The sequence below is a fragment of the Brachybacterium alimentarium genome (genome assembly GCF_002332425.1).
In the GTDB taxonomy this organism is placed as follows: Bacteria; Actinomycetota; Actinomycetes; order Actinomycetales; family Dermabacteraceae; genus Brachybacterium; species Brachybacterium alimentarium.
Genome location: NZ_NRGS01000025.1, coordinates 56815 through 81025, shown reverse-complemented (window position 1 = coordinate 81025; position 24211 = coordinate 56815). Strand labels below are relative to the sequence as shown.

The window sequence follows — 24211 nt, the reverse complement described above, 5'->3', positions numbered from 1 at the left end:
TTCGCGAGATCCCGAATACTCTCAGGGCCATGGACGATACGACTGTGCCTGCCACGGCACCCCAGCGCCCACGGCTCAGCGCCTCGGCGCTGGCCTCCGTGCTGCTCGGAGGCCTGCTGTTCTACTCCTGGTTCTGGATCAGCATCACGATCTTCTTCACCGGTCTCGGTTCCCTGCCGGCGCTCGGGACCGGATTGCTGCTGCTGATCCCCTGGTTCCTGGTGATGCAGGTCATCGTGCGGATCGAACGTCGTCGCGCCGTCGCAGTGCATCGGCTCTCGGTGATCCTGCCGCCGACCCGCCGCTCGCGCCGTGGCGGGTTCAGAGGCTGGCTGTCGGACCGCTGGCTCGAGTTCTGCACCGGTGCCTTCTGGCGCGGTGTGCTGCACCACCACCTCGCGATGCTCGTGGCCGGAGCCTTCTTCACCCTCTTCGTCATCGCCGTGTGGCTGGGCTGGACCAGCGCCGATGTCGCGCTGCGCCAGGGTGCGCTGCAGCTGGGATCCCTCGAGCTCTCCCGCTGGATGCTCGGGATCGTCGCGCTGTCCTGCGCGGTGGTCGCGGGCATCTCCCTGGTGCTGGGGGCCCTCGCCGATCGCGGGGTGGCCAGGGTTCTCGTCTCCGGCTCCGAGGAGGACCTGCGAGTGCAGGTCGCCGAGCTCGTCGAGCGTCGGCAGGGTGCGGTCGATGCCGCCTCGCAGGAGCGCCTGCGCATCGAACGGGATCTCCATGACGGGGTGCAGCCGCGTCTGGTGAACCTCGCGATGACGCTCGGGATCGCGAAGAACACCATCCGCACGGATCCGGATCGGGCCACCGATCTCGTCGGCCAGGCGCATTCCGAGGCGAAGGCGGTCATGACGGATCTGCGCCAGCTGGCACGCGGGATCCATCCGGCGGTGCTCACCGATCGTGGCCTCGATGCCGCCCTCTCGGCCCTGGCCGCGCGTTCCCGGATCCCTGTCGAGCTCCACGTGGATCTGCACGACGGCCGGGGAGCACGCCTGGACCGCGAACGGGAGGCCGTCGCCTACTTCCTCGTCTCCGAGGCGCTGACCAACATCGCCAAGCACTCCGAGGCCGAGCACGCCTCCGTGAGCGTCAGGCAGACCCGGGACACCGTGGAGGTGCGCATCGAGGACGACGGCCGAGGCGGGGCCCAGGTGCATCGCGACGGCCTCTCCACCGGCCTCGCTGGCCTGACCGACCGCGTCCGCGCCACCGGCGGCCGGCTGGAGGTCGCAAGTCCCGTCGGCGGCGGAACCGTCCTCCTCGCCGTCCTCCCCGTCCCCGCTCGGTCCGCCGCCGTCGCGATGCCTGCCGCTCCCCGACCCGGAACCCAGAACCCTCAGAACACGCAGGACCCCCAGACCATCCAGAACACCAAGGAGGCCCTCCGATGAGGATCGTGATCGCTGATGACGCCGTGCTGCTGCGAGCCGGTGTGGAGCGACTGCTCACCGAAGCCGGACACGAAGTGGTCGCCGCAGTCGGGGACGCCGACGCCCTGCTGGCCGCGGTCTCCCACCACGCACCGGATCTCGCGGTGATCGACGTGCGCATGCCTCCGACCTTCACCGATGAGGGCGTGCGGGCCGCGATGCTCATCCGCCAGCAGAGTCCGGAGATCGCCTTACTGGTGCTCTCGCAGTACGTCGAGGAGCGCTACGCCTCGGATCTCATCGCCGACTCCTCGCGCGGCCTGGGCTATGTGCTCAAGGACAGGGTCGCGGACGTCGACGATTTCCTCTCGGTCCTCTCCGACGTCGGCGACGGAGGCACCTGGCTGGACCCCGAGGTGGTCCAGCAGATCTTCATCCGCTCCCGCCGTCGTCGGACCCTGGAGGGCCTCACCCCGCGAGAGCGCGAGGTGCTCTCTCTGATGGCCCAGGGCCGCTCCAACCAGGCGATCGCAGACACGCTGTTCGTCTCGGCCGGGAGCGTCGAGAAGCACATCTCCTCCCTGCTCACCAAGCTCGACCTTCCGCCGGTGGACGGGGAGAACCGTCGGGTCATGGCCGTGCTGCGTTATCTGGAATCCGAGGAGCACTGATGACCATCCCCCCTCACGATCCACAGCCGCTTGAGGCCACCGGGCCCAGGATCGAGCCCGGGCGCCGTCTGAACCCGTCCCGGCAGGGTGATCGTCCCTGGCGCCTGGTGATCACGCTGCTGGGAGGAATCGTGCTCCTCCTGATGCTGCTGTTCCTGGTGGCCTACTCCACGACGAGCTGGCTGGACGGCCGACGCTATGCGGACGTCCCGGCCACTACCGGGCTCGGCTCCCCCAGCTCGCTCACGCTGAGCAGCGACGTCGGCAACGTGAACGTCGTGCACGATGCCGACGTGGACGACGTGACCCTCGCGCTGGTCGAGAACGGCGAGATCTCCCTCCCCGCCGAGGGCGACGTCACCCGCGCCGAGATCACGCAGCGAGGCGGCGATTCCTCGAAGACCGTCACCGTCAAGCAGCCACAGGGCCCCGCCGCCGTGCCGTGGGACCAGCCCGGACGCGACCTGCTGCTGCTCATCCCGGACGGCCACGGCATGGCGCTGACGGTGACGGCGGGAGTGGGCGACGTCGACATCGACGGCACCTTCTCGACGCTCGAGGTCACCGCCGACGTGGGCGACGTGAGCCTGGATTCCGTCGAAGCACCGGACGGCGTCGCTGTCACCACCTCGGTGGGCGGCGCGGACATCGACCTGGCGGGCTCCGAGCTCAGCACGGTCGACGTCACGAGTTCGGTCGGGGACGTGGACGTGGTCCTGCCCGACGACGCGGGCGGCACGGTGACCGTCCGCACCTCCATGGGCACCATCGACGTCGAGGTCCCGGGCAGCGAGCCCTGGGATGTCGAGGCCCGCTCGGACGTGGGCGAGGCGCGGGTGGACCCGGACCTCACCCGCGGCGCCGACTCCTCCTCCGCGCTCGGGACGCTGACCGCCACGTCGGATATCGGGGACGTGACGATCACCCGCTGAGCCCACGTCAGGGACATGACGATCAACCGCCGGGCTGTGCCCACCCCCGGGGCGCGACGATCGCCCGCCGGGCCGTGCCCACCCCAGGGGCGCGACAATCACCCGCCGGGCCGTGCCCACCCCAGGGGCGCGACGATCACCCGCCGGGCTCTGACGGGTCGGCGTGTCACGGGCGGGCCGCTGGTGAGGTCATATGCCGTAGGCACCAGAGCTCCTCACCAGCGGCCCGTCCACGACACGATCCGCCCACAACGGCCCGGCCCAGCAACCCTGGCAGCCTCGGCCCGGCAACCCAGGCAACCGAGGCAGCCCCGGCAGCCTCGCCCCGGCAACCCCGGCAACCCCGGCACCTCGTCCGGGCTGCCCCGGCTCCCGCCAGCCACGACAACCCGGTCCACCCCGGCAGCCGCGGCCACCGCAGGCGCTGGAAACCTCGCCGCGGCAGTCGCAACCGACCGGGCAGGTCCGGATCAACCCTTGGGGTCAGCCCTTGCTGGACATGCCCTCCTGGATGAGGTCCATGACCGAGGCGTCGGCGAGGGTCTGGGTGTCGCCCACCGTGCGGTTCTCGGCGACATCGCGCAGGAGGCGGCGCATGATCTTGCCGGAGCGCGTCTTGGGCAGCTCCGTGACGACGAGGATCCGCTTGGGCTTCGCGATCGGACCGATCTCCTTGCCGACGTGGGCGCGGAGGGTCTCGATGACCTTGTCCTCGCCACCGGCCTCGGCGATCGCATCCTCGTTGCCTCCGCGGAGGATCACGAAGGCGACCACGGCCTGTCCGGTCGTCTCGTCGGCCGCGCCGACCACGGCGGATTCGGCGACCCACTCGTGGCTGACCAGCGCGGACTCGATCTCCATGGTGGAGAGCCGGTGGCCGGAGATGTTCATGACGTCATCCACACGGCCCAGCAGCCAGATGTCGCCGTCCTCGTCGCGCTTGGCGCCGTCGCCCGCGAAGTAGAGACCCTCGAAGCGGGACCAGTAGGTCTCCTTGAAGCGCTCCGGGTCGCCCCAGATCCCGCGCAGCATCGCCGGCCAGGGCTTGTCGAGCACGAGGTATCCGCCCTCGCCGTTCTCGACGGGCTTGCCGGACTCGTCGACCACATCGGCGCCGATCCCTGGCAGCGGCACCTGCGCCGAGCCGGGCTTGGTGGCGGTGATCCCGGGAAGCGGGGAGATCATGATGGCGCCGGTCTCGGTCTGCCACCAGGTGTCCACGATCGGGCAGCGGTCTCCGCCGATGACGCGGCGGTACCACATCCAGGCCTCGGGGTTGATGGCCTCGCCGACGCTGCCGAGCAGCTTCAAGGAGGAGAGGTCGTACTTCGCCGGGATGTCCTCGCCCCACTTCATGGCGGTGCGGATCGCGGTGGGCGAGGAGTAGAACTTCGAGACCTTGTGCTTCTCGACGATCTCCCACCAACGGCCCTGGTGCGGGCTGTCCGGGGTGCCCTCGTAGATCACCTGGGTGGTGCGGTTGGCCATGGGACCGTAGACCACGTAGGTGTGGCCGGTGACCCAGCCGACGTCGGCCGTGCACCAGTAGACGTCGGTCGACGGCTTGATGTCGAAGACGTTGCGGTGGGTATAAGCGGCCTGGGTCAGGTAACCGCCGGTGGTGTGGATGATGCCCTTGGGGTTACCGGTGGTGCCGGAGGTGTAGAGGATGAACAGCGGATGCTCCGCCTCGACCCACACCGGCTCGTGCTCGGCCGAGGCGTCCTCACGCGCCTCGTGCCACCAGACGTCGCGGCCCTCGTTCCATTCGACGTCGCCGCCGGTGCGACGCACCACGAGGACCTTCTCGACGCTGTCGCCGCCGGTGGCGAGCGCCTCGTCGACGGCAGGCTTCAGCGGCAGCTGCTTGCCGCGACGGTTCTGCCCGTCGGCCGTGATGACGACACGGGCCTCGGCGTCCTCGATGCGCGAGCGCAGGGCATCCGCGCTGAAGCCGCCGAAGACGACCGAGTGCGGTGCGCCGATGCGGGCGCAGGCGAGCATCGCGAAAGCTGCCTCCGGAATCATCGGCAGGTAGATGGCGACCCGGTCCCCGGTCTTGACCCCGAGATCGGTCAGGACATTCGCCATCCGGCTGATCTCGTCCTTGACCTGGGCATACGTGTAGGTGGCGTCGGTGCCGTCCTCGTACTCGGCGAGGATCGCGGCCTGGTCGCCGTGGCCGGACTCCACATGCCGGTCCACGCAGTTGTAGGCGACGTTCAGGGTGCCGTCGGCGAACCACCTCGCGAAAGGCGCATCGGTCCAGTCGAGCGTCTCGGTGAACGGTGTCTTCCAACTCAGCAGGCTCGCCGCTGAACGCCAGAACGCCAGGCGGTCCCGCTCGGCCTCCTGGTACAGCGAGGGGCGGGCGACCGCGTTCTGGACGAACTCGGAGGACGGGGAGAAGGTGCGGGTCTCCTGCGAGAGATTCTCGATCGCGGTGGCGGCGTCGTCAGACATCAGTACTCCTGGTTCACGGGCCCCGGGGCCGCCGGGGCGAAACGGACGGCCCAACCGTATCGCAGGAGACCCACGTCACGGGACACCGCCCAGATTCCGCCCCCACCTGGCGGTCCTGCTGCTCAACGAGCCGAACGGGGGTGCACCTCGACGACCTGACCGTCAGGGTCGGTGACGTGCAGACGTCGCTCACCCTCGTCCGTGACCACGTGTGCGGGGTACCCGGCATGTGAGAGTCGCGCCGCGAGCTCGTCGAGATCCTCCGAGGTCTCGAATCCGAGCCGCACCAGTGAGACCTGCAGGTCGGGATGCCCAGGGTCGCCACCGGGCCGACACGCCACCATGCCACTGGACGGCTCGTGCAGCCCGATCGAGCCGTGCCCGGGGCTGGCGAGCGCACGATACCCGTGGTTGCCGCCATCGACGGGAACGAATCCGAGCGCCGCGAAGATCTCGATGTCGCGGTCTCTCTCCGGCCCCTCAGCACTGGCTCGCACCGCTGTGACCGAGAGGCGCGGGTCGGCCTCGGAGCCGTCGTGGAGGACGTAGCCGTAGGGATCGGCCTGATCCTCGTTGATCCCGATGGCCTCGCCATGAGGACCGGTGAGGTTCCCCTGGTGACCGTAGCTCTCGTCCCACACGGTCACCTCGAGGCCGGCCGCCCGCAGGTGCTCCGCAGCCGCCCCGACCGAACGGACCGCCGTGCTCAGCTGGGTCTCGCCCGCAGGCGCGGCGGTGGCAGAGGCCGCTCCCGCGCCGTGCACCATCACCCGGCCGCCTCCGCCGGCCACGAGGTCGGCGAAACCATCGCCCTCGGTCGTGATCAGCGGCGTCATGCCGAGGGTGCGCAGGAACGCGATCAGCGCCGCCGGATCAGCGCTGAACCTCAGCGGGAAGACGGTGAAGGCGATCGCCTGCGGTGACGTGCGCTCAGGTTCGTCGTGGGTCGTGCCGGGGCCGGTGCGGTCAGCCATGGTGTGCTCCTCAGGCGTCTTTGCGGTGAAGATCGGACGGGGAAGACGGGGTCGACGGGGACGGCGGGGCGGAGAGGTACTGCGTCAGCGCTCTGTCGACGAGAGCGCTGAGGCTCGTGGACTCGTCGATCGCGCGATGCTTGACGGCGACGACGAGATCCTTGGGGAGGTACACGTTGAACTGGACCTTGGGGGCCGGTGGAGGGGTCTCCGAACTGTCTTCCATGACAGAATGCTAGCAACCTAGAGAGAGCTGTCAAGAGGCCCGTGGGAGGCCCGCCAGGGACAGGGAAACTCGTGTGCGACCGCCGCCCGGGCGCGAGGACGCCACGGCCGATGCGGCTCAGCAGTCGGGGAGGCTGACCGGGACCGCAGTGACAGCGAGCCCGCCCATCGCGGTCTCCTTGTAGCGCGCGTTCATGTCCTTGCCCGTCTGGCGCATGGTCTCGATGACGGTGTCCAGCGAGACGAAGTGCTCGCCCGTGCCGCGCAGGGCGAAGCGTGCCGCAGTGATCGCCTTGACGGCCGCCATGGCGTTGCGCTCGATGCATGGCACCTGCACCAGGCCACCGACGGGATCGCAGGTCAGCCCCAGGTTGTGCTCCATGGCGATCTCGGCGGCGTTCTCGACCTGGGCGGGCTTGCCGCCCATCGCCTCGCACAGGGCTGCGGCAGCCATCGAGCAGGCCGAACCGACCTCGCCCTGGCATCCCACCTCGGCCCCCGAGATCGAGGCGTGCTCCTTGTACAGCGAACCGATCGCCCCGGCGGTGAGCAGGAAGCGCACCGCGATCTCCTCGGGGTCGACGCCCTCGATGTAGGTGGTCGCGAAGTACAGCACGGCCGGGATGATGCCGGCGGCGCCGTTGGTGGGCGCGGTGACTACGCGGCCTCCGGCAGCGTTCTCCTCGTTGACGGCGAGGGCGGCGAGCGAGACCCACTCGAAGGCGTTCATGGGCAGGCGCACCGGGTCCTCGGCGCTGAGGGAGTCGTACCAGGAGGAGGCGCGGCGCTTGACCTCGAGGCCGCCCGGGAGCACGCCGCTGATGTGCACCCCTCGGTCGATGCAGTCCTCCATGGCGCGCCAGATGCGCAGCAGCCCGGAACGGATCTCCTCGTCGCTGCGCCATTGGCGCTCGCGCAGGAGCATCGCGTCGGAGACGGAGATCCCGCGGTCCTCGCACACCCGCAGCAGCTCGTCCCCCGTGGTGAAGATCGTGCGCCCCTCCCCCTCGGACGCCACCTCGGCGATCGGACGGTCCATGTCCGCCTCGTCCAGCACGAAGCCGCCGCCCACGGAGAACATCGGCCGACGCACGAGCTCCTCGCCCGCGGCGTCGAGGGCGAGGAAGGTCATGCCGTTGGGGTGCTGGGGAAGGATCGTGAGGGGGTGCAGCACGATGGTGGAGGGCCGCAGGTCGATGGCGAGCAAGCCGCCGAGGAGAAGGCCGCCATCGGCTTCAATCGCCGCCACGCGCTCACGGCCCGTCACCGGGTCGACGTGCTCGGGGTCGTTGCCCTCGAGTCCCATGACCACGGCGTCCAGGGTGCCGTGCCCCGTCGCCGTGGCGGCCAGCGATCCGTACAGGTGCACCTCGACCCGGGCAATGCGGGAGGCGACGCTCGCCTCCTGGAGCACCTCGCGGGCGAACTGAGCCGCCGCGCGCATCGGTCCGACGGTGTGAGAGCTCGACGGGCCGATCCCGATCTTGAACAGATCGAAGGTGCTGATGCTCATCGTCCGCCGCCCCGACGCGGACTGCGCGACGACGTTCCGGAACGGGGGCCGCCCTTGGCGCCCTTCCCTCCCGGACCGCCCTTGCCTCCCGGACCGCCCTTGGCGCCCTTGCCTCCGGAACGACCTCTGCTGCCCTGGTCCCCCTTGCCGCCGGTGAAACCGCCGCCGCCCTTGCCCGAACCGCCGCGACCACGCGGATCACGGCTTGCGGCATCACGCTCCGACGAGTCCGCAGTGCGCTGGCCCCGTCGGCCGCCGGCCGGTCGGGACGAGGACGGGCGGGACCTCTCCGCACCGGCCGTCTCGGACCGTCCTCCGCGGCCTCCGCGGCCTCCTCCACGAGCGGCTCCACCACGGGCGGCACCGCCGCGTGAGGGGGCGGCTCCGCGACCGCCCCGTCCTCCACGGGCTCCGCCGCGACCACCCTGGGCGGGCCCCTCGGGCTCCTCCTCCCAAGAGGCGCGACGCTCCTCGTTCGCACGACGCTCCTCGGCGCGACGCGCATCGGCCCCGGAGGTGCGGTTGATGTCGAGCTTGCGGGGTGCCCCCTTGTACTTCACGAGCGCCGGATCCTCGGCGGGCTCGCCGGAGGGATCCTGCCCGCCGAGCCGGTCCAGCGCGGGGTCGTCCGCCGAGGCGACATCGGCCCAGGCGGCCTCCACGCCGGCGTCGGAGACGATGCCCCGGGTCTTGTTGACCTGGTGGGGCAGGGCGAGCGTGACGACCACGCCGGTGGCGCCGGCTCGAGCGGTGCGACCGGAGCGGTGCACGTACTCCTTGAGATCGTCGGAGGGATCGACGTGCACGACCATCGTCACGTCATCGATGTGGAGGCCGCGGGCGGCGACGTCGGTCGCGACCAGCACGGGATACGCGCCCTCGCGGAAGCCCGCCAGCACGTTGATGCGCAGGCCCTGCTGCTTGTTGCCGTGGAGCGCAGCGGCGCGCACCCCGACCTCGAGGAGCTCCTGGGCGACGCGCTCGGCACCGAGCTGGGTGCGCGTGAACATCAGGGTGCGGCCTTCGCGCGCTCCGAGCTGGGCGGTGACCGATCGCTTGGCGGAGGGCTCGATGGCGAGCACGTGGTGATCCATCGTGGTCACCGCGGCCGAGACCGGCGTGGTCTCGTGGCTGACGGGATCGACCAGGAAGGTGTCGACGATGTCCTCGACCTGGCCGTCGAGCGTGGCGGAGAAGAGCATCTTCTGGGTCCCCATCGGGATCGCTGCGAGGATGTCGCGCACATCGGGCAGGAAACCGAGGTCCGCCATGTGATCGGCCTCGTCGATGACGGTGCTCTCGACCAGGTCCAGCTGGAGGGCCCCGCGCTCGGCGAGGTCGATCAGGCGGCCGGGCGTGGCGACGATGATCCCGACGCCGCGGGCGACCGCGTCGGCCTGCTTCTCGATGTTCATCCCCCCGGCGACCAGCTGCGCCTTCACGCCCACCGCACGCGCGAAGGGATGGATGGTGTCGACAACCTGGACGGCGAGCTCACGGGTCGGCACCAGCACGATCCCGAGCGGGCGCTTGCGGTGCACCTTGCGGCCCCGGAAGCGAGCGGTCATCGCGAGCGTGAACGCGAGCGTCTTGCCCGAGCCGGTCTCGGCGCGGGCGAGCACATCACGGCCGGCGAGCGCGTCGGGCAGGATCGCGGACTGGATCTCGAAGGCACGCTCGAGTCCCTGATCGGCGAGGACACCGATCAGTTCATCGGGCAGAGCCATGTCCTCGAAGCGCTCCGCGCTGTGGGCGGGTCGGCGACGGGCCTTGGGCATGGTGATCCTCCTGACGATACGAACACCGCCATCATCCCGCATGTGTCCACCGTGGGAGACTGTCAGGACGATGTTGCGCACACTCATGACTTCGAAGATCCACCGGGCCACCGTCACGCAGGCAGACCTGCACTACGTGGGCTCGGTGACGATCGACCCCGATCTCACCGAGGCAGCCGGCCTGGTCGAGAACGAGCAGGTCTCCATCGTGGACATCACCAATGGTCACCGCCTCGTCACCTACATCATCGACGGCGAGCGCGGCAGCGGCGTGATCGGGATCAACGGTGCGGCCGCCCATCTGGTCACCCCCGGCGACCTGGTGATCATCATGGCGTACGGCCAACTCGACGAGACGGAGATCTCCTCGCATCGGCCCCGCGTGGTCCATGTCGATGAGAGCAACCGCATCGTCGCGATCGGCCACGACGGAGCTCAGCCGGTTCCCGGCATGCCCGACCAGGTCAGCGGCCGCGAATCCCGCGGCATCGTCTGAGCCTCCGCAGTCTCGCCACGGACACGGGAACCCCTTTCCCGTGTGCCGTCTAGGATCGTCCTCGTGATCACCCGTCGTCCCCGCGCTCTCTCATGACCGGAGTCCTGGCCGGGTTCTTCATCGTCTGGTCGCTCATCGCCGTGGGCTGGGTGGCCGGGCGCGCCGGCATCCTCGGCCCGCACGGGCGCTATGTCCTGAACCGGGCGACCTTCTTCATCGCCTCCCCCGCCCTGGTGCTCGTGGGCCTGCTGAGCTCGGACGTGCAGGAGATCTTCTCGGTGCCGATGGCGGTCGCCGGGATCTCCGGACTGGGGACCGGCGCCCTGCTGCTGCTCGTGCTGCGAGTGTTCAGTGAGCGCCGCGGCACCGAGCTCGTGGTCGCCGCGATCAGCGGCTCGGTGGTCAACGGCGCGAACATGGGCTTCCCCATCGCGGCCTATGTGCTCGGGGACATCTCCCACGCCCTGCCGGTGATCCTCTTCCAGCAGGCCGTCTACAACCCGCTGTACCTCTTCGTGCTGCACCAGATCACGGAGAAGGAGTCCCTGGGCCCGGCCGGGATCGCCCGCAGCGTCGCCGCGAACCCCACGATCATCGCTGCGGCCGTCGGACTGGTCCTCTCGCTCGCGCGGGTACCGGTCCCTGACGTCGTGCTCGAGCCGATCCAGTCCCTGGCCGACATGGCGATCCCCGGGATGCTGCTGGCCTACGGGCTCTCCCTGCACGGCTCCCGTCCCCTCGCGAAGGCCGACGGATACCGCGGCCTGATCGCCGTCTCCTCGGGCGCGAAGCTCGTGGCCATGCCGCTGATCGCCCTCGGGATCGGGCTGCTGTTCGGGCTGCGCGGACACTCCCTGTACGAAGTGGTCGTGATGGCGGCCCTGCCCACCGCACAGAACGTGTACGTGGCCGCCGCCCGCTACCGCGCCGCGGAGAACCTCGCACGAGACACGGTGCTGATCACGACCATCGGCACCGTTGTGGTGCTGTTGCTGATCTCGGGAGTGCTCGGGGTCTGACCGCGACCGGGCCTCTGCTGCGCAGGCCCCTCCTCACAGCGATCCGGCGGTGCTGCTGCCCGGCGCGAGCTCCTGGTCCAGGAAGAGGCAGGCCGCCCCGATCGCCCCGATGTCATCGCCCAGGTGCGAGGACTCCATCGTCGCGTGTGCGCCCTGCAGCCACTGCGACACCTGTTCGTGAGCCGGCCGCTCCGCGAGCGCACGCAGCGCCGGCCAGGTGGGCCCCCCGATGATGATCCGCTGAGGATCGTGGACGCCAGCGAGGATGCGGATCGCCTCCCCCAGTGCACGTCCGTGGCCGGCGATGATCTCCTGTGCCGGTTCGGAGCCGCGCTCGGCCTCAGCAGCCAGAGCATCGATCGCCGCCGTCATCCCGGCCGCGTCGCGCACCGGGACCCCGGCCTGCTGGGCCGAACGCACGAGCACCGGCGCGTCGGTGTACAGGCACAGGCATCCGTAGCGTCCGCAGTTGCAGGCGTCGTCTCCGCGCCCGATGGGCAGGTGGCCGATCTCGCCGGCCTGGGTGGTCCCCCCTCGGTGCACGGCGCCGTTGGCGCTGACCGCCGAGCCGACGCCGTGGCCCACGTACATGTACAGCACGGTCTGGGTGCTCTCGAGGTGGCGCGACCAGATCTCGCCGGTCAGCGCCGCGTTGGTGTCCTTTCCCAGCACTGCGGGCAGGCCCGTCGCAGCGCTCAGCTCCTCCACGATCGGGATGTCGCGCCAGCCGGGCATCCAGGGCGGGTCGCGCAGGATGCCGGCGGTGGCATCGAGGCCGGCGGGCGCCGCGATCCCGATGCCGAGCAGCCGACGTCGCGTGGCCAGTCCATCCGCTGCGCCCGGCGGCCCCTCAGCACCCACCCCGGAGAGGGCGTCCTCTCGTGCCTCAGGCCCCGTCGGGCCGCGACCTCCCCCAGTGCCCGCTGATCCGCCACCAGCCACATCACCCCCGGCAGCGAGGTCAGCATCGGCCCCGGCCGGACGCGACGGTGCAGCGGCGGCCCCGAGCGACAGCGTGAGCCCGTCGATCTTCGCGGCGATGCGGGAGATGTCCGCCTGCGGGTCGTCGGTCGGCGGATCGAGGGTGGCCCGGGCGACGGGACGGGCCGCCAGATCGCAGACGACCACAGTGATGTGCGCCGGATCCAGATGCACACCGATCGTGAGACGGGCATCGGCGACCACGCGCAGCAGCGTGTGCGGCTTCCCCGGCCCGGAGACGCGCCGGCCCGCCTGCTCGATCATGCCCTCGGCGATCAGGCGCCGGGTGATCAGGGAGACGGCCTGGCGGGAGAGACCGCTGCGGCGGACCACGTCCGACTGCCCGATCCCCTCGGGCGAGCTGCGGATCGTATGGAGCACCAGCCTCTCGTTGTACTCGCCGATGTCGGTCATCGATGATCCGCGCACAGTTCTCCTCGTGTCTTGGTGTCTTGGTGTCTTGCTGTCGTGCCGTCGTGCCGTCGTGCCGTCGTGCCCAGCCAGTTTCCAGTCCGACGACGCAACCGCTTAAGCGGTTATTGCCTTTAGTCCATCGGTGTGAGTAACCTACCTCACACGGGAAGACGTGGCCCGGATGGAGACGGTCACGAAGGCACCGACGCCTGATCTTCCCGTGTCACCGCACCGATGGAGGCGCGGCGAGAATCCGAAGGGAGAGCGATGAGCGCGAGCGATGCCGTCGCGACGGGCACACCGAGGACCGGGTCTCCCGGTTCCGTCCCCGCCGCCGACCTCACTGCGCGGAGCGGGCCCCGAGCCCAGAACGGCGGTGGCGGTAGATCCGCCAAGAGGAAGCTGACGGGACGAGAGAAGCGGAATCTCCGACTGGGACTCCTCTTCATCTCACCGTGGATCATCGGGGTCGCTGTCTTCGTCATCTATCCGCTGATCTACTCCTTCGTGATCAGCCTGACGCAGTACTCGGGGATGCAGACTCCGACATTCATCGGGTTCCAGAACTACATCGCCGCGTTCGCCGATCCGATGGTGCACACCTCGGTGGGCAACACCGTCTACTACATGCTGCTGGCGGTGCCGATCGGTCTGATCGTGGCCCTGCTGCTGGCAATGGCGATGAACCGCAACGTGCGCGAGGTCGCGATCTACCGCACCCTGCTGTACCTGCCCTCGCTGATCCCGATGTTCGCGATGTCGTTCATCTTCATCGTGTTCGTGAACCCCCAGTTCGGCATCGTGAACCAGTTCCTGGGCCTGTTCGGCATGCCGGACACCAACCTGCTGGGCGAGCCGCGCTACGCGAAGATCGTGATGATCGTGATGGCCCAGCTGGGCGCAGGCAACGCCGCGCTCATCTATCTGGCGGGCCTGCGGAACATTCCCGAGACGCTCTACGAAGCAGCACGCATCGACGGCGCGGGCAAGTTCCGCCAGTTCTTCTCGATCACCGTTCCGCTGCTGACTCCCACGATCCTGTTCAACCTGATCACGGGCGTCTCCGGCGCGATGATGGTGTTCACCGAGGCGTTCATCATGACCAACGGCGGCCCGGACAACTCGACGCTGTTCTACATGCTGTACCTGTACCGCAACGCCTTCTCGTACGGGCAGCTCGGCTTCGCCTCCGCATTGGCCGTGCTGCTGTTCCTGTTCGGCATGGTGCTGGCCGGACTCATCTACTGGCTCTCGCGCCGGTTCGTGAACTACGACGTGTCGGCCGGCTGAGGAGCAGAACACAGACATGGCTATCAATACTCTCGAGACCGGGACGCAGAATCTCGGTCAGTCCCCCAAGCTCAAGTCGCGGTCCGACTACGGCCGCAACGCGGACGGCTCCCGGCAGAGCCCGGTGGGCGCCTGGATCTCGCGCCTCGTGATGCTCCTCGTGCTCATCCTGTTCTCGCTCCCGCTGTACTGGATGCTCATCTCCGCGCTGAAGACGCCCGAGGAGCTCGCACAGTTCCCGCCCACCCTGTTCCCCACCGAGTTCCGGTGGCAGAACTTCTCCGACGCCGTCACCGTGATGCCGTTCTGGACGTTCTTCCGGAACACCGCGATCATCACGATCAGCGTGGTGGTCTTCAGCGTGATCTCGAATTTCATCGTGGCGTACGGCTTCGCCTGCATCGAGTGGCCCGGGCGGAACAAGGTGTTCTTCATCGTGCTGGCCACCCTGTTCCTGCCCTTCCCCGTCACCCTGATCCCGATGTTCGACATGTGGGCGGGCCTCGGCTTCGTGAACACCTGGGTGCCGTTGATCGCGCCGGCACTGTTCGCCGGCGGGTTCTTCACCTTCCTCCTGCGACAGTTCATGCTGCAGACGCCGAAGGACATGATGGACGCGGCACGTGTCGACGGCGCCAGCGAATGGTCCATCGCCTGGCGGATCGTGTTCCCCACTGCGCGTCCCGCGGTCACGGTGATCGCGATCTTCGCGGCGGTCGGCACATGGAACGACTTCATGGGCCCCCTGATCTACCTTCAGGACGCCAGCAAACAGACACTGTCGATCGGTATGCAGGTGTTCCGCTCCGTCAATGCTCAGGACATCCAGTTCAACCTGCTCATGGCCGCCTCGTTCCTGGTGCTGCTGCCGCTGGTCATCCTGTTCTTCATGTTCCAGCGCTACTTCATCAGCGGCATCACTCTCGGAGGTTTTAAGTGATCAATCGTCGGACCCTGCTGCGCGCCCTCGGTGCCGGAGCGAGCGTCACCATCGCCGGCGGCTCGATCGTCGGCTGCACCGACCGACCTGTCGGAGACGACCGCGACCCCGACACAGTAAGAGTTTGGGGCGTCTCCAATAGTTTCGAAGACACTCAGACTGCCGTCCTCGAAGCATTCTCCGAACAGTACCCCGAAATAAAGGTAAACGTCTCGGTCGCCCCCGACAACGGTGCTGGCGATAACTCTCCAGTCATCACCGCCGTAAGAGGCAGAACTGGCCCCGATATCTTCTGGATGGACCGATTCAATGGGGCACAGTACGCTTCCCTCGGACTACTCGAGCCAATTGATGACCTAATCGAGGAATACGAAAAGGTCTCCCCGGAAGAGTTCATGTCTAACTGGGTCAAGTTCGCTACAGATGAGCTCTTTTACGACGGCCAATATTATGGGCTCCCGTTAGACACCGACACCAGAGCTCTTTTCTACAATAAAGACCTTGCCGAAGAGGCCGACATTGACCCAGACCTTCTCGACCCCGAGACCGGGCCAATGACCATTGAGCAGATGTGGGAAATTAACGACTCCTTCAACATTCAAGACTCGCGCGGAACCTACGAGAAGCTCACGTGGATACCTTGGGACGACCAGGGGTCGCTGCTCATGTGGGCATACGCTTACGGCGTTTCGATGTTCAACAACGAGTCGTGCAACGTCACACTGGACTCAGACGAAATGCTAAATGTTGCAAAAATATACGCGGAATGGGCTGACAGACTCGATTTTCCGCGCGTCGACGCCTTTAAGGCCACGTACCAGCCACCCAACGCTCCCCCCAGTCAGACCTCCTTCTTCTCTGGCCGGCAACTGTTCCAAATCAGCGTCCCTGACTCGGTTGGAAGCCTCAAGAAATACAAGCCCGATCTTCGCTACGGCTTGACGCACCTGCCAATCGCCGACTCGGGTGGGGAACCTTTCAATTGGGCCGGAGGGTTCTCCTTCGCCATGCCCAAGGGTTCCAGCATGTCGAAGTCCGCATGGGAGCTCATGAAATTTTATGCCGGATACGAGGGTCAAAAGATTTACATGCCCGGAATCGCGAAGATCCCGACATACGTAGAAGCCGCTAAAGACCGCGAAGCCTACGACCCCGCGATCCAGTTTTTTGTCGACCAAATGCCGTACGCGCAATCTCGACTGCCACTGCCGGTCGGCACGAAAATATGGGATGCGATGTTTACGCTGCAGGATAGTCTGAATCAGAAATCACAGAGCCCCGAGGACGCGGTGACCATCGCTCAGGAATACGTGAACCCAACAATGCAGCAGTTCTGCCCAATTAAGCTCCCAGAAGGCTTCGGGCAGCCAGACCCCAACTTCCTACCGGAGGATGCCGACAACATGTGAGGCGTGACGCTATTCGGATGCCTCTCACCGCGCCCTCGGCTTGCCCTCGTGATGCAGGACCGGGGGCGCGGTACCATGACCATGTGACACGACGGCTTCTGCTTATGCAGCCGCGTCGGACAATGTTCGCGCCCGCCCCGCGCTCCTGACCGCGCAGGTGCGCCTGTGCGGGCCCCGACGCGGCTCCCCTCGCCTGCGCGAGGGTTTTTTCATGTCACGAGACACCTGGCGGCGTTCGCCGCACTGAACTTTCGGAGGACGATTCATCCATGAGCGAGGCCCCGTACCGATACACCGCCGCCGTGGCGGACGAGATCGAACGCCGCTGGCAGCAGCGATGGGACGAGGAGGGCACCTTCTTCGCCGACAACCCGGTGGGTTCGCTGCGTGCCACCACGGACTCCCTCGCACAGGCCGCTACGGCGAGCTCCGAGCCCGCCGAGAAGATGTACATCATGGACATGTTCCCGTACCCCTCCGGGTCCGGGCTGCACGTGGGGCATCCGCTGGGCTACATCGCCACGGACGTCGTCGCCCGTCATCAGCGGATGATGGGCAAGAACGTGCTGTACACGATGGGCTACGACGCCTTCGGCCTGCCGGCGGAGCAGTACGCCGTACAGACCGGCACGCATCCGCGCACCACCACCGAGTCGAACGTCGCGAACATGCGCCGTCAGCTGCACCGCCTGGGCCTGTCCCATGACTCCCGCCGTTCGCTGGCCACCACGGATCCCGAGTTCATGAAGTGGACCCAGTGGATCTTCCTGCGGATCTTCGACTCCTGGTACGACCCCGAAGCGACCAACGCCGACGGCATCACCGGCCGGGCCCGCCCGATCGCCGAGCTGCGCGCGGAGCTGCGCGCGGGCACCGTGGACCCGTTCGCCCTGGCGGACCGCCAGAGCATCACCCTGCCTGAGACGTGGGTCGGCCGCTCCGTCGCCGACGTCACCGCCGCGTCCGACGCGGAGATCTCCCGCCTGGCTGATTCCTTCCGTCTGACCTACATCTCCGAGACCCCGGTGAACTGGTGCCCAGGGCTGGGGACCGTCCTGGCCAACGAGGAGGTCACGACCGAGGGCCGTTCCGAGCGCGGCAACTTCCCGGTGTTCACCCGCCGCCTGCGGCAGTGGAACATGCGGATCACCGCCTACGCCGACCGTCTGATCGACGATCTGGACCGGGTGGACTGGCCCGAGTCGATCCGTTCGATGCAGCGCAACTGGATCGGCCGCAGCGACGGCGCGCAGATCACCTTCCCCGCAGCCGGACTGGCCGGGAACCCCGAGGCGTCCTTCGACGTCTTCACCACGCGTGCAGACACGCTGTTCGGTGCGACGTTCTGCGTCCTGTCCCCCGAGCATTCGCTGCTCGAGGATCCGTCCGCATTGCCCGCGCAATGGCCCGAGGGCACCAAGGACGCCTGGACCGGCGGCGCGGCCACCCCGCGTGCGGCCGTCGAGGCCTACCGTGTGCGAGCCGCCTCGCTCGGTGAAGACGAGCGCACCGCGGAGGACCGTGAGAAGACCGGCGTGTTCACCGGTCTGATCGCCACGAACCCGATGGACGGCCGCGAGGTCCCCGTGTTCACGGCGGACTACGTGCTGACGGGCTATGGCACCGGCGCCATCATGGCCGTGCCGGCCGAGGACGAGCGTGACTTCGCCTTCGCCGACCGGTTCGAGCTGCCGATCATCCGCACCGTGAAGCCGGCCGACGACTTCGAGGGCGGGGCCTGGACCGGCGACGGCGAGAAGATCAACTCGGCCAATGCGGATCTGGACCTGAACGGCCTGGACAAGGACGAGGCGAAGGCCCGCGCGACGCAGTACGCCGAGGACCGGGGCTTCGGGCGTGCTCGCACCACATTCCGCCTGCGGGACTGGCTGTTCTCCCGCCAGCGCTACTGGGGCGAGCCGTTCCCGATCGTCTACGACCCCGCGCACCCCGAGGTGCCGATCCCGCTGCCCGAGTCGATGCTGCCAGTCGACCTGCCCGAGGTCGCGGACTTCTCCCCCAAGACGTTCGATCCGATGGACGCCGACACCGAACCGCAGACTCCGCTGTCGCGGGCGGACGACTGGGTGGAGGTCGAGCTGGATCTGGGTGAGGGCCCCAAGACGTACCTGCGCGAGACCAACACGATGCCCCAGTGGGCAGGCTCCTCCTGGTACCACCTGCGCTACATCGATCCGACCGAGGATGACGTCCTGGTGCGGGCGGAGAACGAGGAGTACTGGCTGGGCGCACGCGAGGACGGCGGCGTCGGCGGCGTGGACCTGTACGTGGGGGGCGTCGAGCACGCCGTCCTGCACCTGCTGTACGCACGCTTCTGGCACAAGGTGCTGTTCGACCGCGGGGACGTCTCCAGCCAGGAGCCCTTCCACCGGCTGTTCAACCAGGGGTACATCCAGGCCTACGCCTACACCGACTCCCGCGGGGTGTACGTCCCGGCCGAGGAGGTCGTGGCGGAGGCCGACGGCACGTACTCCTACCAGGGCGAACCCGTCACCCAGGAGTACGGGAAGATGGGCAAGTCCCTGAAGAACGCCGTGGCGCCGGACGACATGTACGAGGAGTTCGGCGCGGACACCCTGCGCGTCTACGAGATGTCGATGGGCCCGCTGGACGTGTCGCGACCCTGGGAGACCCGCGCGGTCGTCGGCTCCCAGCGCTTCCTCCAGCGGCTGTGGCGCTTGGCGGTCGACGAGGAGACCGGCGACATGGTCGTCTCCGACGCACCGGCCGATCTCGCAACGCAGCAGGCCACGCACCGGGCGATCGATGGCGTGAGCCGCGACATGTCCCAGATGCACTTCAACACGGCGATCGCCAAGCTCATCGAGCTGGTGAACCACCTGACGAAGGTCGGCACGGCACCGCGCGAGGCCGTCGAGCCGTTGGTGCTGATGGTGGCCCCGCTGGCGCCGCACCTGGCCGAGGAGCTGTGGTCGCGCCTGGGCCACGACGACTCGATCAGCCGTGCGCCCTATCCGGTGGCCGATCCTGAGCTGGTCAAGGCCGACATGGTCACCTGCGTCGTCCAGGTCAAGGGCAAGGTGCGCCACCGCATCGAGGTGGACCCGGAGATCTCCGAGGCCGATCTCGAGGCCCGTGTGATGGCGGAGGAGCGCGTCCAGGAGGTGCTCGAGGGTCAGACGATCCGCAAGGTCATCGTGCGCGCCCCGAAGATCGTGAACATCGTGGTCTGAGCGTTCGCGCGAGGCGTCTGCGGCCCCGGGACCTCGAGGTCCCGGGGCCGCTCTGCGTCCGTCGGGCGGGCTGTGCTGCAGGGTCCGCACCTGCCTGCCCCGGGCGACCGTTCCTCCACATCGCGGGCCGGACCGGCTCCGTCCACAGGCGACCGGCCTCCTCGGCATGCGCCCGGCACGTCTGGCTACGTTCTGTGCATGGACACCATCTGGGGATGCGACACCGAGACCATGGACGAGCTCGCCGCGGAGGTCGTCGAGCGCGTCGAGCGGCTGATCGCACTGTTCGACGCTCTGCGAGGTGCGTCAGCGGCGGTCACCTGGACGGGGCCGGACGCTGACGACCACCGGGCACGGACCGCGACCGTGGCCCGCCAGGGCGCCGACCTGTGCGGGATCCTGCGCGAGCACGCGCGCCGGCTGCACGACGAATCCGCTCAGCAGTCCGATGCGTCCCGGGCCGACCCGTTCGCCGATCCCGGCTTCGCGGTGAGGGCGGGCGGGATCGACCCGTTGAGGGCGCCCTTCACGGGGACAGGTTCGGCCACCGCTCCCCGATCCGGGAAGTTCACTCTGTTCCCCGAGGTGGATCCCGGTTTCCGTCATCCGATCGACCACGAGAAGATCGCCGGCGTCTGGCGGAAGCTCAACGAGCCGTGGAGCATTCCGCCGTTCGCCGGTCCGTTCGTACCGCGGCTTCCGCACCACGGCGGCGAACTGCCCCAGAGCGAGGAATACGGCCTCACGCAGGAGTCGCTCGAGCGCGGTGAGCTGGCACGACGTACAGCGCTGCGCGGAAACGTCTACACCGCCGGCGGGCAGGCGGTGCTGGACGCCCACACGATGGCAGGTGAGGCGCTGGATGGGGCCGAGGCAGCCCTGATCGACAGCGGCCATGACGAGTTCACACCAGCCGTCTCTCTGGCGCGGGTGCCGCTGGACGCCTCCTCGCTCCTGATCGGGGAGAACTCGACGGCGGCAGGCATCGTGCACGGCGTCGACCACCTCTTCGCCAACTACTCCCAAGCGGGTGGTGAGGTGATCGATGCCCTGGGCGAGGGTGATCTCGCCGGGGCGGCCAGGGCGATGGAACGGGGCGGGTATCGGCACCTGGAGGCGCTCGGCGAGATGGCCACCTCCGGTCCGATCTCGGAGCTTCCCGGAGTCAGCGCGGACATGGCTGGACACGCGGCCGATGCCGTCGAGCCTGTCAGCCCGGAGGCCGCTGACTCGCTGCGGGACCTCGAGCACGCCCACCGCGAGATCGCCGACCGTGTCGAAGGCGTCCGGGAGAGCGTGCTGGATTCGGAGACCTGGTACGACATGCGACGCCGCGAGGCGCCGCTCCCCTGGGATGCCCGGTGATGAGACCGGATCCGAACGGGAAGCAGCGCCTCGCGAGGAGACCCGACCCTGCGAGGCGATCAGGTGATCGGCTGCTGCGGGCCAGGACGGCTCAGGCCGCCTCGGGACCGTGCGCGGAGACTCACGCCTCCGCGGTCGGCTCCTCCTGCTCCTCGCCCGTCGACGAGCCGGACTGCTCCGGCGTCGTTCCGTCCTCCGGAAGGACCACCAGAGACAGGCCGTGGCCGTCCTCCTGGACACCCACGGCGACGCTCTCGCCGTCATGGACCTCGCCCTTCAGGATCAACCGGGCCAGTCCGTCACCGATCTCCTTCTGGACCAGGCGCTTCAGCGGACGCGCTCCGTACATCGGGTCGAAGCCCTCGGCGGCGAGCCATCGGGTCGCCGCCTCGTCGACCTCGAGCCGGATGCGCCGATCCTCGAGACGCGAGGCGACCTCCGCGATCTGCAGGGTCACGATCCGCGAGAGCTGCTCGCGCGAGAGCGCATCGAACATCACCACGTCATCGAGCCGGTTGAGGAACTCGGGCTTGAAGGAGGCGCGCACCACCTGCATGACCCGCTCGTGCTTCTCCTTCTCCTCGAGCGACTGGTCCTGCAGGACATGCGCCCCGAGGTTCGAGGTGAGGATGAGGATCGAGGAGCGGAAGTCCACGGTGCGGCCCTGGCCGTCGGTCAGGCGACCGTCGTCGAGCACCTGGAGGAGGACGTCGAACACATCGGGATGGGCCTTCTCGATCTCGTCGAGCAGCACCACCGAGTAGGGCCTGCGGCGCACGGCCTCGGTCAGCTGACCGCCCTCGTCGTAGCCGACGTAGCCCGGAGGGGCACCGACCAGACGGGAGACCGTGTGCTTCTCCCCGTACTCCGACATGTCGATGCGCACCATGGCGCGCTCGTCGTCGAAGAGGAAGTCCGCGAGCGCCTTGGCCAGTTCCGTCTTGCCCACGCCCGTCGGCCCCAGGAACAGGAACGAACCGGTGGGACGATTCGGATCGGCGATCCCGGCGCGTGACCGCCGCACGGCATCGGAGACCTCGGCGACGGCTCGGCGCTGGCCGATCAGGCGCTCGCCGAGGAGGTCTTCCATGTCCAGCAGCTTCTGACTCTCGGCCTGCAGCAGCCGACCTGCAGGGATGCCGGTCCAGCTGCCCACCACATCGGCGATGTCGTCCGGTCCCACATGGTCAGAGACCAGCGGACGGTCTCCCTCGAGGCTCCCGGCGGCCTCCTTCTCCTCCGCATCCACCAGCTGCATCTTGAGCTCGGGGATGTCCCCGTAGAGGATCTTGGAGGCTGCCGTCAGGTCGCCCTCTCGCTGGGCACGGTCGGCCCGCATGCGCAGCTTCTCCAGCTGGGCCTTGAGGTCGCCGACCAGGTTGAGTCCGGCCTTCTCCCGCTCCCATCGAGCCGAGAGGGTCGTCATCTGCTCGCTGCGATCGGCGAGCTGGGAGCGCACCGACTCCAGCTGCGCGATGCTGCCGGGATCGTCGCTGCCGTCGAGCGCGAGCTCCTCCATCTTGAGCCGGTCCACCTGCCTGCGCAGGATGTCCAGCTGCTCCGGCGACGAATCCAGCTCCATGCGCTGCCGCGACGCCGCCTCATCGACGAGGTCGATCGCCTTGTCCGGCAGCTGACGCCCGGAGATGTAGCGGCTCGAGAGCGTCGCTGCGGCGACCAGTGCGGCATCGGTGATCGAGACCTTGTGGTGCGCCTCGTACTTGTCCTTGAGCCCGCGCAGGATCGTGATGGTGTCCTCGACGCTGGGCTCGCCGACGAACACCTGCTGGAAGCGCCGTTCGAGCGCAGGATCCTTCTCGATGTTCTCGCGGTACTCGTCCAGGGTGGTCGCACCGACCATGCGCAGCTCGCCACGGGCCAGCATGGGCTTGAGCATGTTGCCGGCGTCCATCGAGCCGTCGCCGCTGCCTCCTGCGCCGACCACGGTGTGCAGCTCATCGATGAACGTGATGATCTGGCCGTTGCTGGTGCGGATCTCGTCGAGCACCGCCTTCATGCGCTCCTCGAACTCACCGCGGTACTTCGAGCCCGCGACCATCGAAGAGAGGTCCAGCGAGATCAGGCGCTTGCCGCGCAGCGAGTCGGGCACGTCGCCGGCGACGATGCGCTGGGCCAGCCCTTCCACGACGGAGGTCTTGCCGACGCCGGGCTCGCCGATCAGCACCGGGTTGTTCTTGGTGCGGCGCGAGAGCACCTGCACCACACGGCGGATCTCGCCGTCGCGTCCGATCACCGGGTCCAGTCGGCCCTCCCGAGCCTGTTCGGTGAGGTCGACACCGAACTTCTCGAGGCTCTGGAAGGATCCTTCGGGGTTCTGGGAGTCCATCTGGGTCATCCGTTCATCTCCTGGGGTCAGTCGGGTCACGGCATCGCGAAGGGAGGTCGGCGTCGCGCCGACGGCGGAGAGCAGCCGGGACGCCGCGTCCTTGCCGAGCGCGATGCCGATCATCAGGTGCTCGGTGGACAGATAGGTCCGGTGCTGGGAATCGGCCTCGCGGCGCGCCGCCTCGAGGGCGTCGAAGCCGGTGCCGACGAAGGTGGGCTGGGCGCCCGCACTGCCGGTGACCTGGGGCAGACCGAGCACAGCCTGCTCGGCGCGTCGCGCGACGTCCTGCGGATCGGCGCCCACCTCGGTGAGCACGGCGCGCCCGATGCCGTCAGTCTGAGCGGCCAGCACCCAGAGCAGGTGCATCGAGCTGATCTGCGGATTGCCGAGCTCGACGGCCTTCTCCGCGGCAGCGGTGACCGCTTCCTGCGAACGAGTGGTGAACTGGAATTCCACGATGCTCCTCTCCCTGGCCTGTCTGGTCTCTCAGGTCTCTACGGTTCTTCGGTTCTTCGGTTCTTCGGTTCTTCAGCACTACGGGACCACGGTCCGGTGGTGCCGCGAGCCCGGTGGTACCGCGCTCGGCTCACTGCCTGCAACGAACCCTGGGTTGAGTCTATTCCGCTCAACCTTGTCCTCGGTGCCGGTCTGCTCGAGCCAGCGGCGGGCGCTCCGCCGGCGCCTGTCCACAATGCGCTCGGGGCGGTCTCCGCATCAGCGATGATGGATGGTGACAGCTGTAACATCTCCACGGACAGAGACATCGGCGCGTGCGGGGGATGCCGCGATGATGCCTC

At 68.2% G+C, this 24211-nt stretch carries 17 protein-coding genes; 10 read left to right on the top strand and 7 right to left on the bottom strand.

The window, feature by feature from the left end; genetic code table 11:
- Nucleotides 1–29: 29 nt before the first annotated feature.
- Genes CIK71_RS14235 through CIK71_RS14225 form a run of 3 tightly spaced genes read left to right on the top strand, consistent with a single transcriptional unit; the run spans nt 30 to nt 2985 of the window.
- A complete protein-coding gene (locus CIK71_RS14235) occupies nt 30–1403 on the top strand; it encodes a sensor histidine kinase (protein ID WP_096166337.1) in 1374 nt (457 codons plus the stop codon).
- Complete coding sequence (locus CIK71_RS14230) at nt 1400–2053, top strand: LuxR C-terminal-related transcriptional regulator (RefSeq protein WP_096166336.1); 654 nt, start codon at nt 1400–1402, stop codon at nt 2051–2053. Before CIK71_RS14235 ends, CIK71_RS14230 begins: the two co-directional genes overlap by 4 nt.
- The gene (locus tag CIK71_RS14225; protein ID WP_096166335.1) at nt 2053–2985 is read left to right on the top strand and encodes a DUF4097 family beta strand repeat-containing protein; all 933 of its coding nucleotides are present in this window, start codon (nt 2053–2055) and stop codon (nt 2983–2985) included. Before CIK71_RS14230 ends, CIK71_RS14225 begins: the two co-directional genes overlap by 1 nt.
- A 483-nt stretch (nt 2986–3468) precedes the next feature.
- Here CIK71_RS14225 and acs read toward each other — a convergent pair whose 3' ends face one another.
- From acs to CIK71_RS14200, 5 genes are all read right to left on the bottom strand, one after another.
- Nucleotides 3469–5448: an acetate--CoA ligase gene (acs, locus tag CIK71_RS14220; protein ID WP_096166334.1), complete on the bottom strand. Its 1980-nt coding sequence runs from the start codon at nt 5446–5448 to the stop codon at nt 3469–3471.
- A 122-nt stretch (nt 5449–5570) separates the two neighbouring features.
- Nucleotides 5571–6422 (bottom strand): VOC family protein, encoded by an 852-nt coding sequence (locus tag CIK71_RS14215; RefSeq protein ID WP_096166333.1) that lies wholly within the window; start codon nt 6420–6422, stop codon nt 5571–5573.
- A gap of 10 nt (nt 6423–6432) precedes the next feature.
- Nucleotides 6433–6648: a ribbon-helix-helix domain-containing protein gene (locus tag CIK71_RS14210; RefSeq protein WP_096166332.1), complete on the bottom strand. Its 216-nt coding sequence runs from the start codon at nt 6646–6648 to the stop codon at nt 6433–6435.
- Nucleotides 6649–6765: 117 nt separating this feature from the next.
- Entirely contained in the window at nt 6766–8160 is a 1395-nt protein-coding gene (locus CIK71_RS14205) for an L-serine ammonia-lyase (RefSeq protein ID WP_096166331.1), read from the bottom strand.
- Nucleotides 8157–9938: a DEAD/DEAH box helicase gene (locus CIK71_RS14200; RefSeq protein ID WP_096166330.1), complete on the bottom strand. Its 1782-nt coding sequence runs from the start codon at nt 9936–9938 to the stop codon at nt 8157–8159. Before CIK71_RS14200 ends, CIK71_RS14205 begins: the two co-directional genes overlap by 4 nt.
- Nucleotides 9939–10008: 70 nt before the next feature.
- On the opposite strand from CIK71_RS14200, the gene panD reads away from it, so the two are divergent.
- Nucleotides 10009–10434: an aspartate 1-decarboxylase gene (panD, locus tag CIK71_RS14195; RefSeq protein WP_096166329.1), complete on the top strand. Its 426-nt coding sequence runs from the start codon at nt 10009–10011 to the stop codon at nt 10432–10434.
- 92 nt (nt 10435–10526) lie between these two features.
- Nucleotides 10527–11453: an AEC family transporter gene (locus CIK71_RS14190; RefSeq protein WP_096166328.1), complete on the top strand. Its 927-nt coding sequence runs from the start codon at nt 10527–10529 to the stop codon at nt 11451–11453.
- 33 nt (nt 11454–11486) lie between these two features.
- Here CIK71_RS14190 and CIK71_RS14185 read toward each other — a convergent pair whose 3' ends face one another.
- A complete protein-coding gene (locus CIK71_RS14185) occupies nt 11487–12848 on the bottom strand; it encodes an ROK family transcriptional regulator (protein ID WP_176485658.1) in 1362 nt (453 codons plus the stop codon).
- Between the two features lie 267 nt (nt 12849–13115).
- On the opposite strand from CIK71_RS14185, the gene CIK71_RS14180 reads away from it, so the two are divergent.
- The 5 genes from CIK71_RS14180 (at nt 13116) to CIK71_RS14160 (ending at nt 21067) form a co-directional block, all read left to right on the top strand.
- Entirely contained in the window at nt 13116–14138 is a 1023-nt protein-coding gene (locus tag CIK71_RS14180) for a carbohydrate ABC transporter permease (protein WP_096166326.1), read from the top strand.
- Between the two features lie 16 nt (nt 14139–14154).
- Nucleotides 14155–15078, top strand: a complete 924-nt coding sequence (locus CIK71_RS14175) for a carbohydrate ABC transporter permease (RefSeq protein ID WP_096166325.1) — start codon at nt 14155–14157, stop codon at nt 15076–15078.
- On the top strand, nt 15075–16487 hold the full coding sequence (locus CIK71_RS14170; RefSeq protein ID WP_096166324.1) for an extracellular solute-binding protein: 1413 nt from the start codon (nt 15075–15077) through the stop codon (nt 16485–16487). Before CIK71_RS14175 ends, CIK71_RS14170 begins: the two co-directional genes overlap by 4 nt.
- 269 nt (nt 16488–16756) lie before the next feature.
- Nucleotides 16757–19702 carry a leucine--tRNA ligase gene (gene leuS / locus CIK71_RS14165; protein ID WP_096166323.1) on the top strand — a complete coding sequence of 982 codons (2946 nt, stop codon included), beginning with the start codon at nt 16757–16759 and terminating at the stop codon, nt 19700–19702.
- Nucleotides 19703–19900: 198 nt separating this feature from the next.
- Nucleotides 19901–21067, top strand: a complete 1167-nt coding sequence (locus CIK71_RS14160; protein ID WP_096166322.1) for a hypothetical protein — start codon at nt 19901–19903, stop codon at nt 21065–21067.
- Between the two features lie 121 nt (nt 21068–21188).
- On the opposite strand, the gene CIK71_RS14155 is transcribed toward CIK71_RS14160, so the two are convergent.
- Nucleotides 21189–23870, bottom strand: coding sequence for an ATP-dependent Clp protease ATP-binding subunit (locus tag CIK71_RS14155; protein ID WP_096166321.1), 2682 nt, complete (start codon nt 23868–23870; stop codon nt 21189–21191).
- Between the last annotated feature and the right edge of the window lie 341 nt (nt 23871–24211).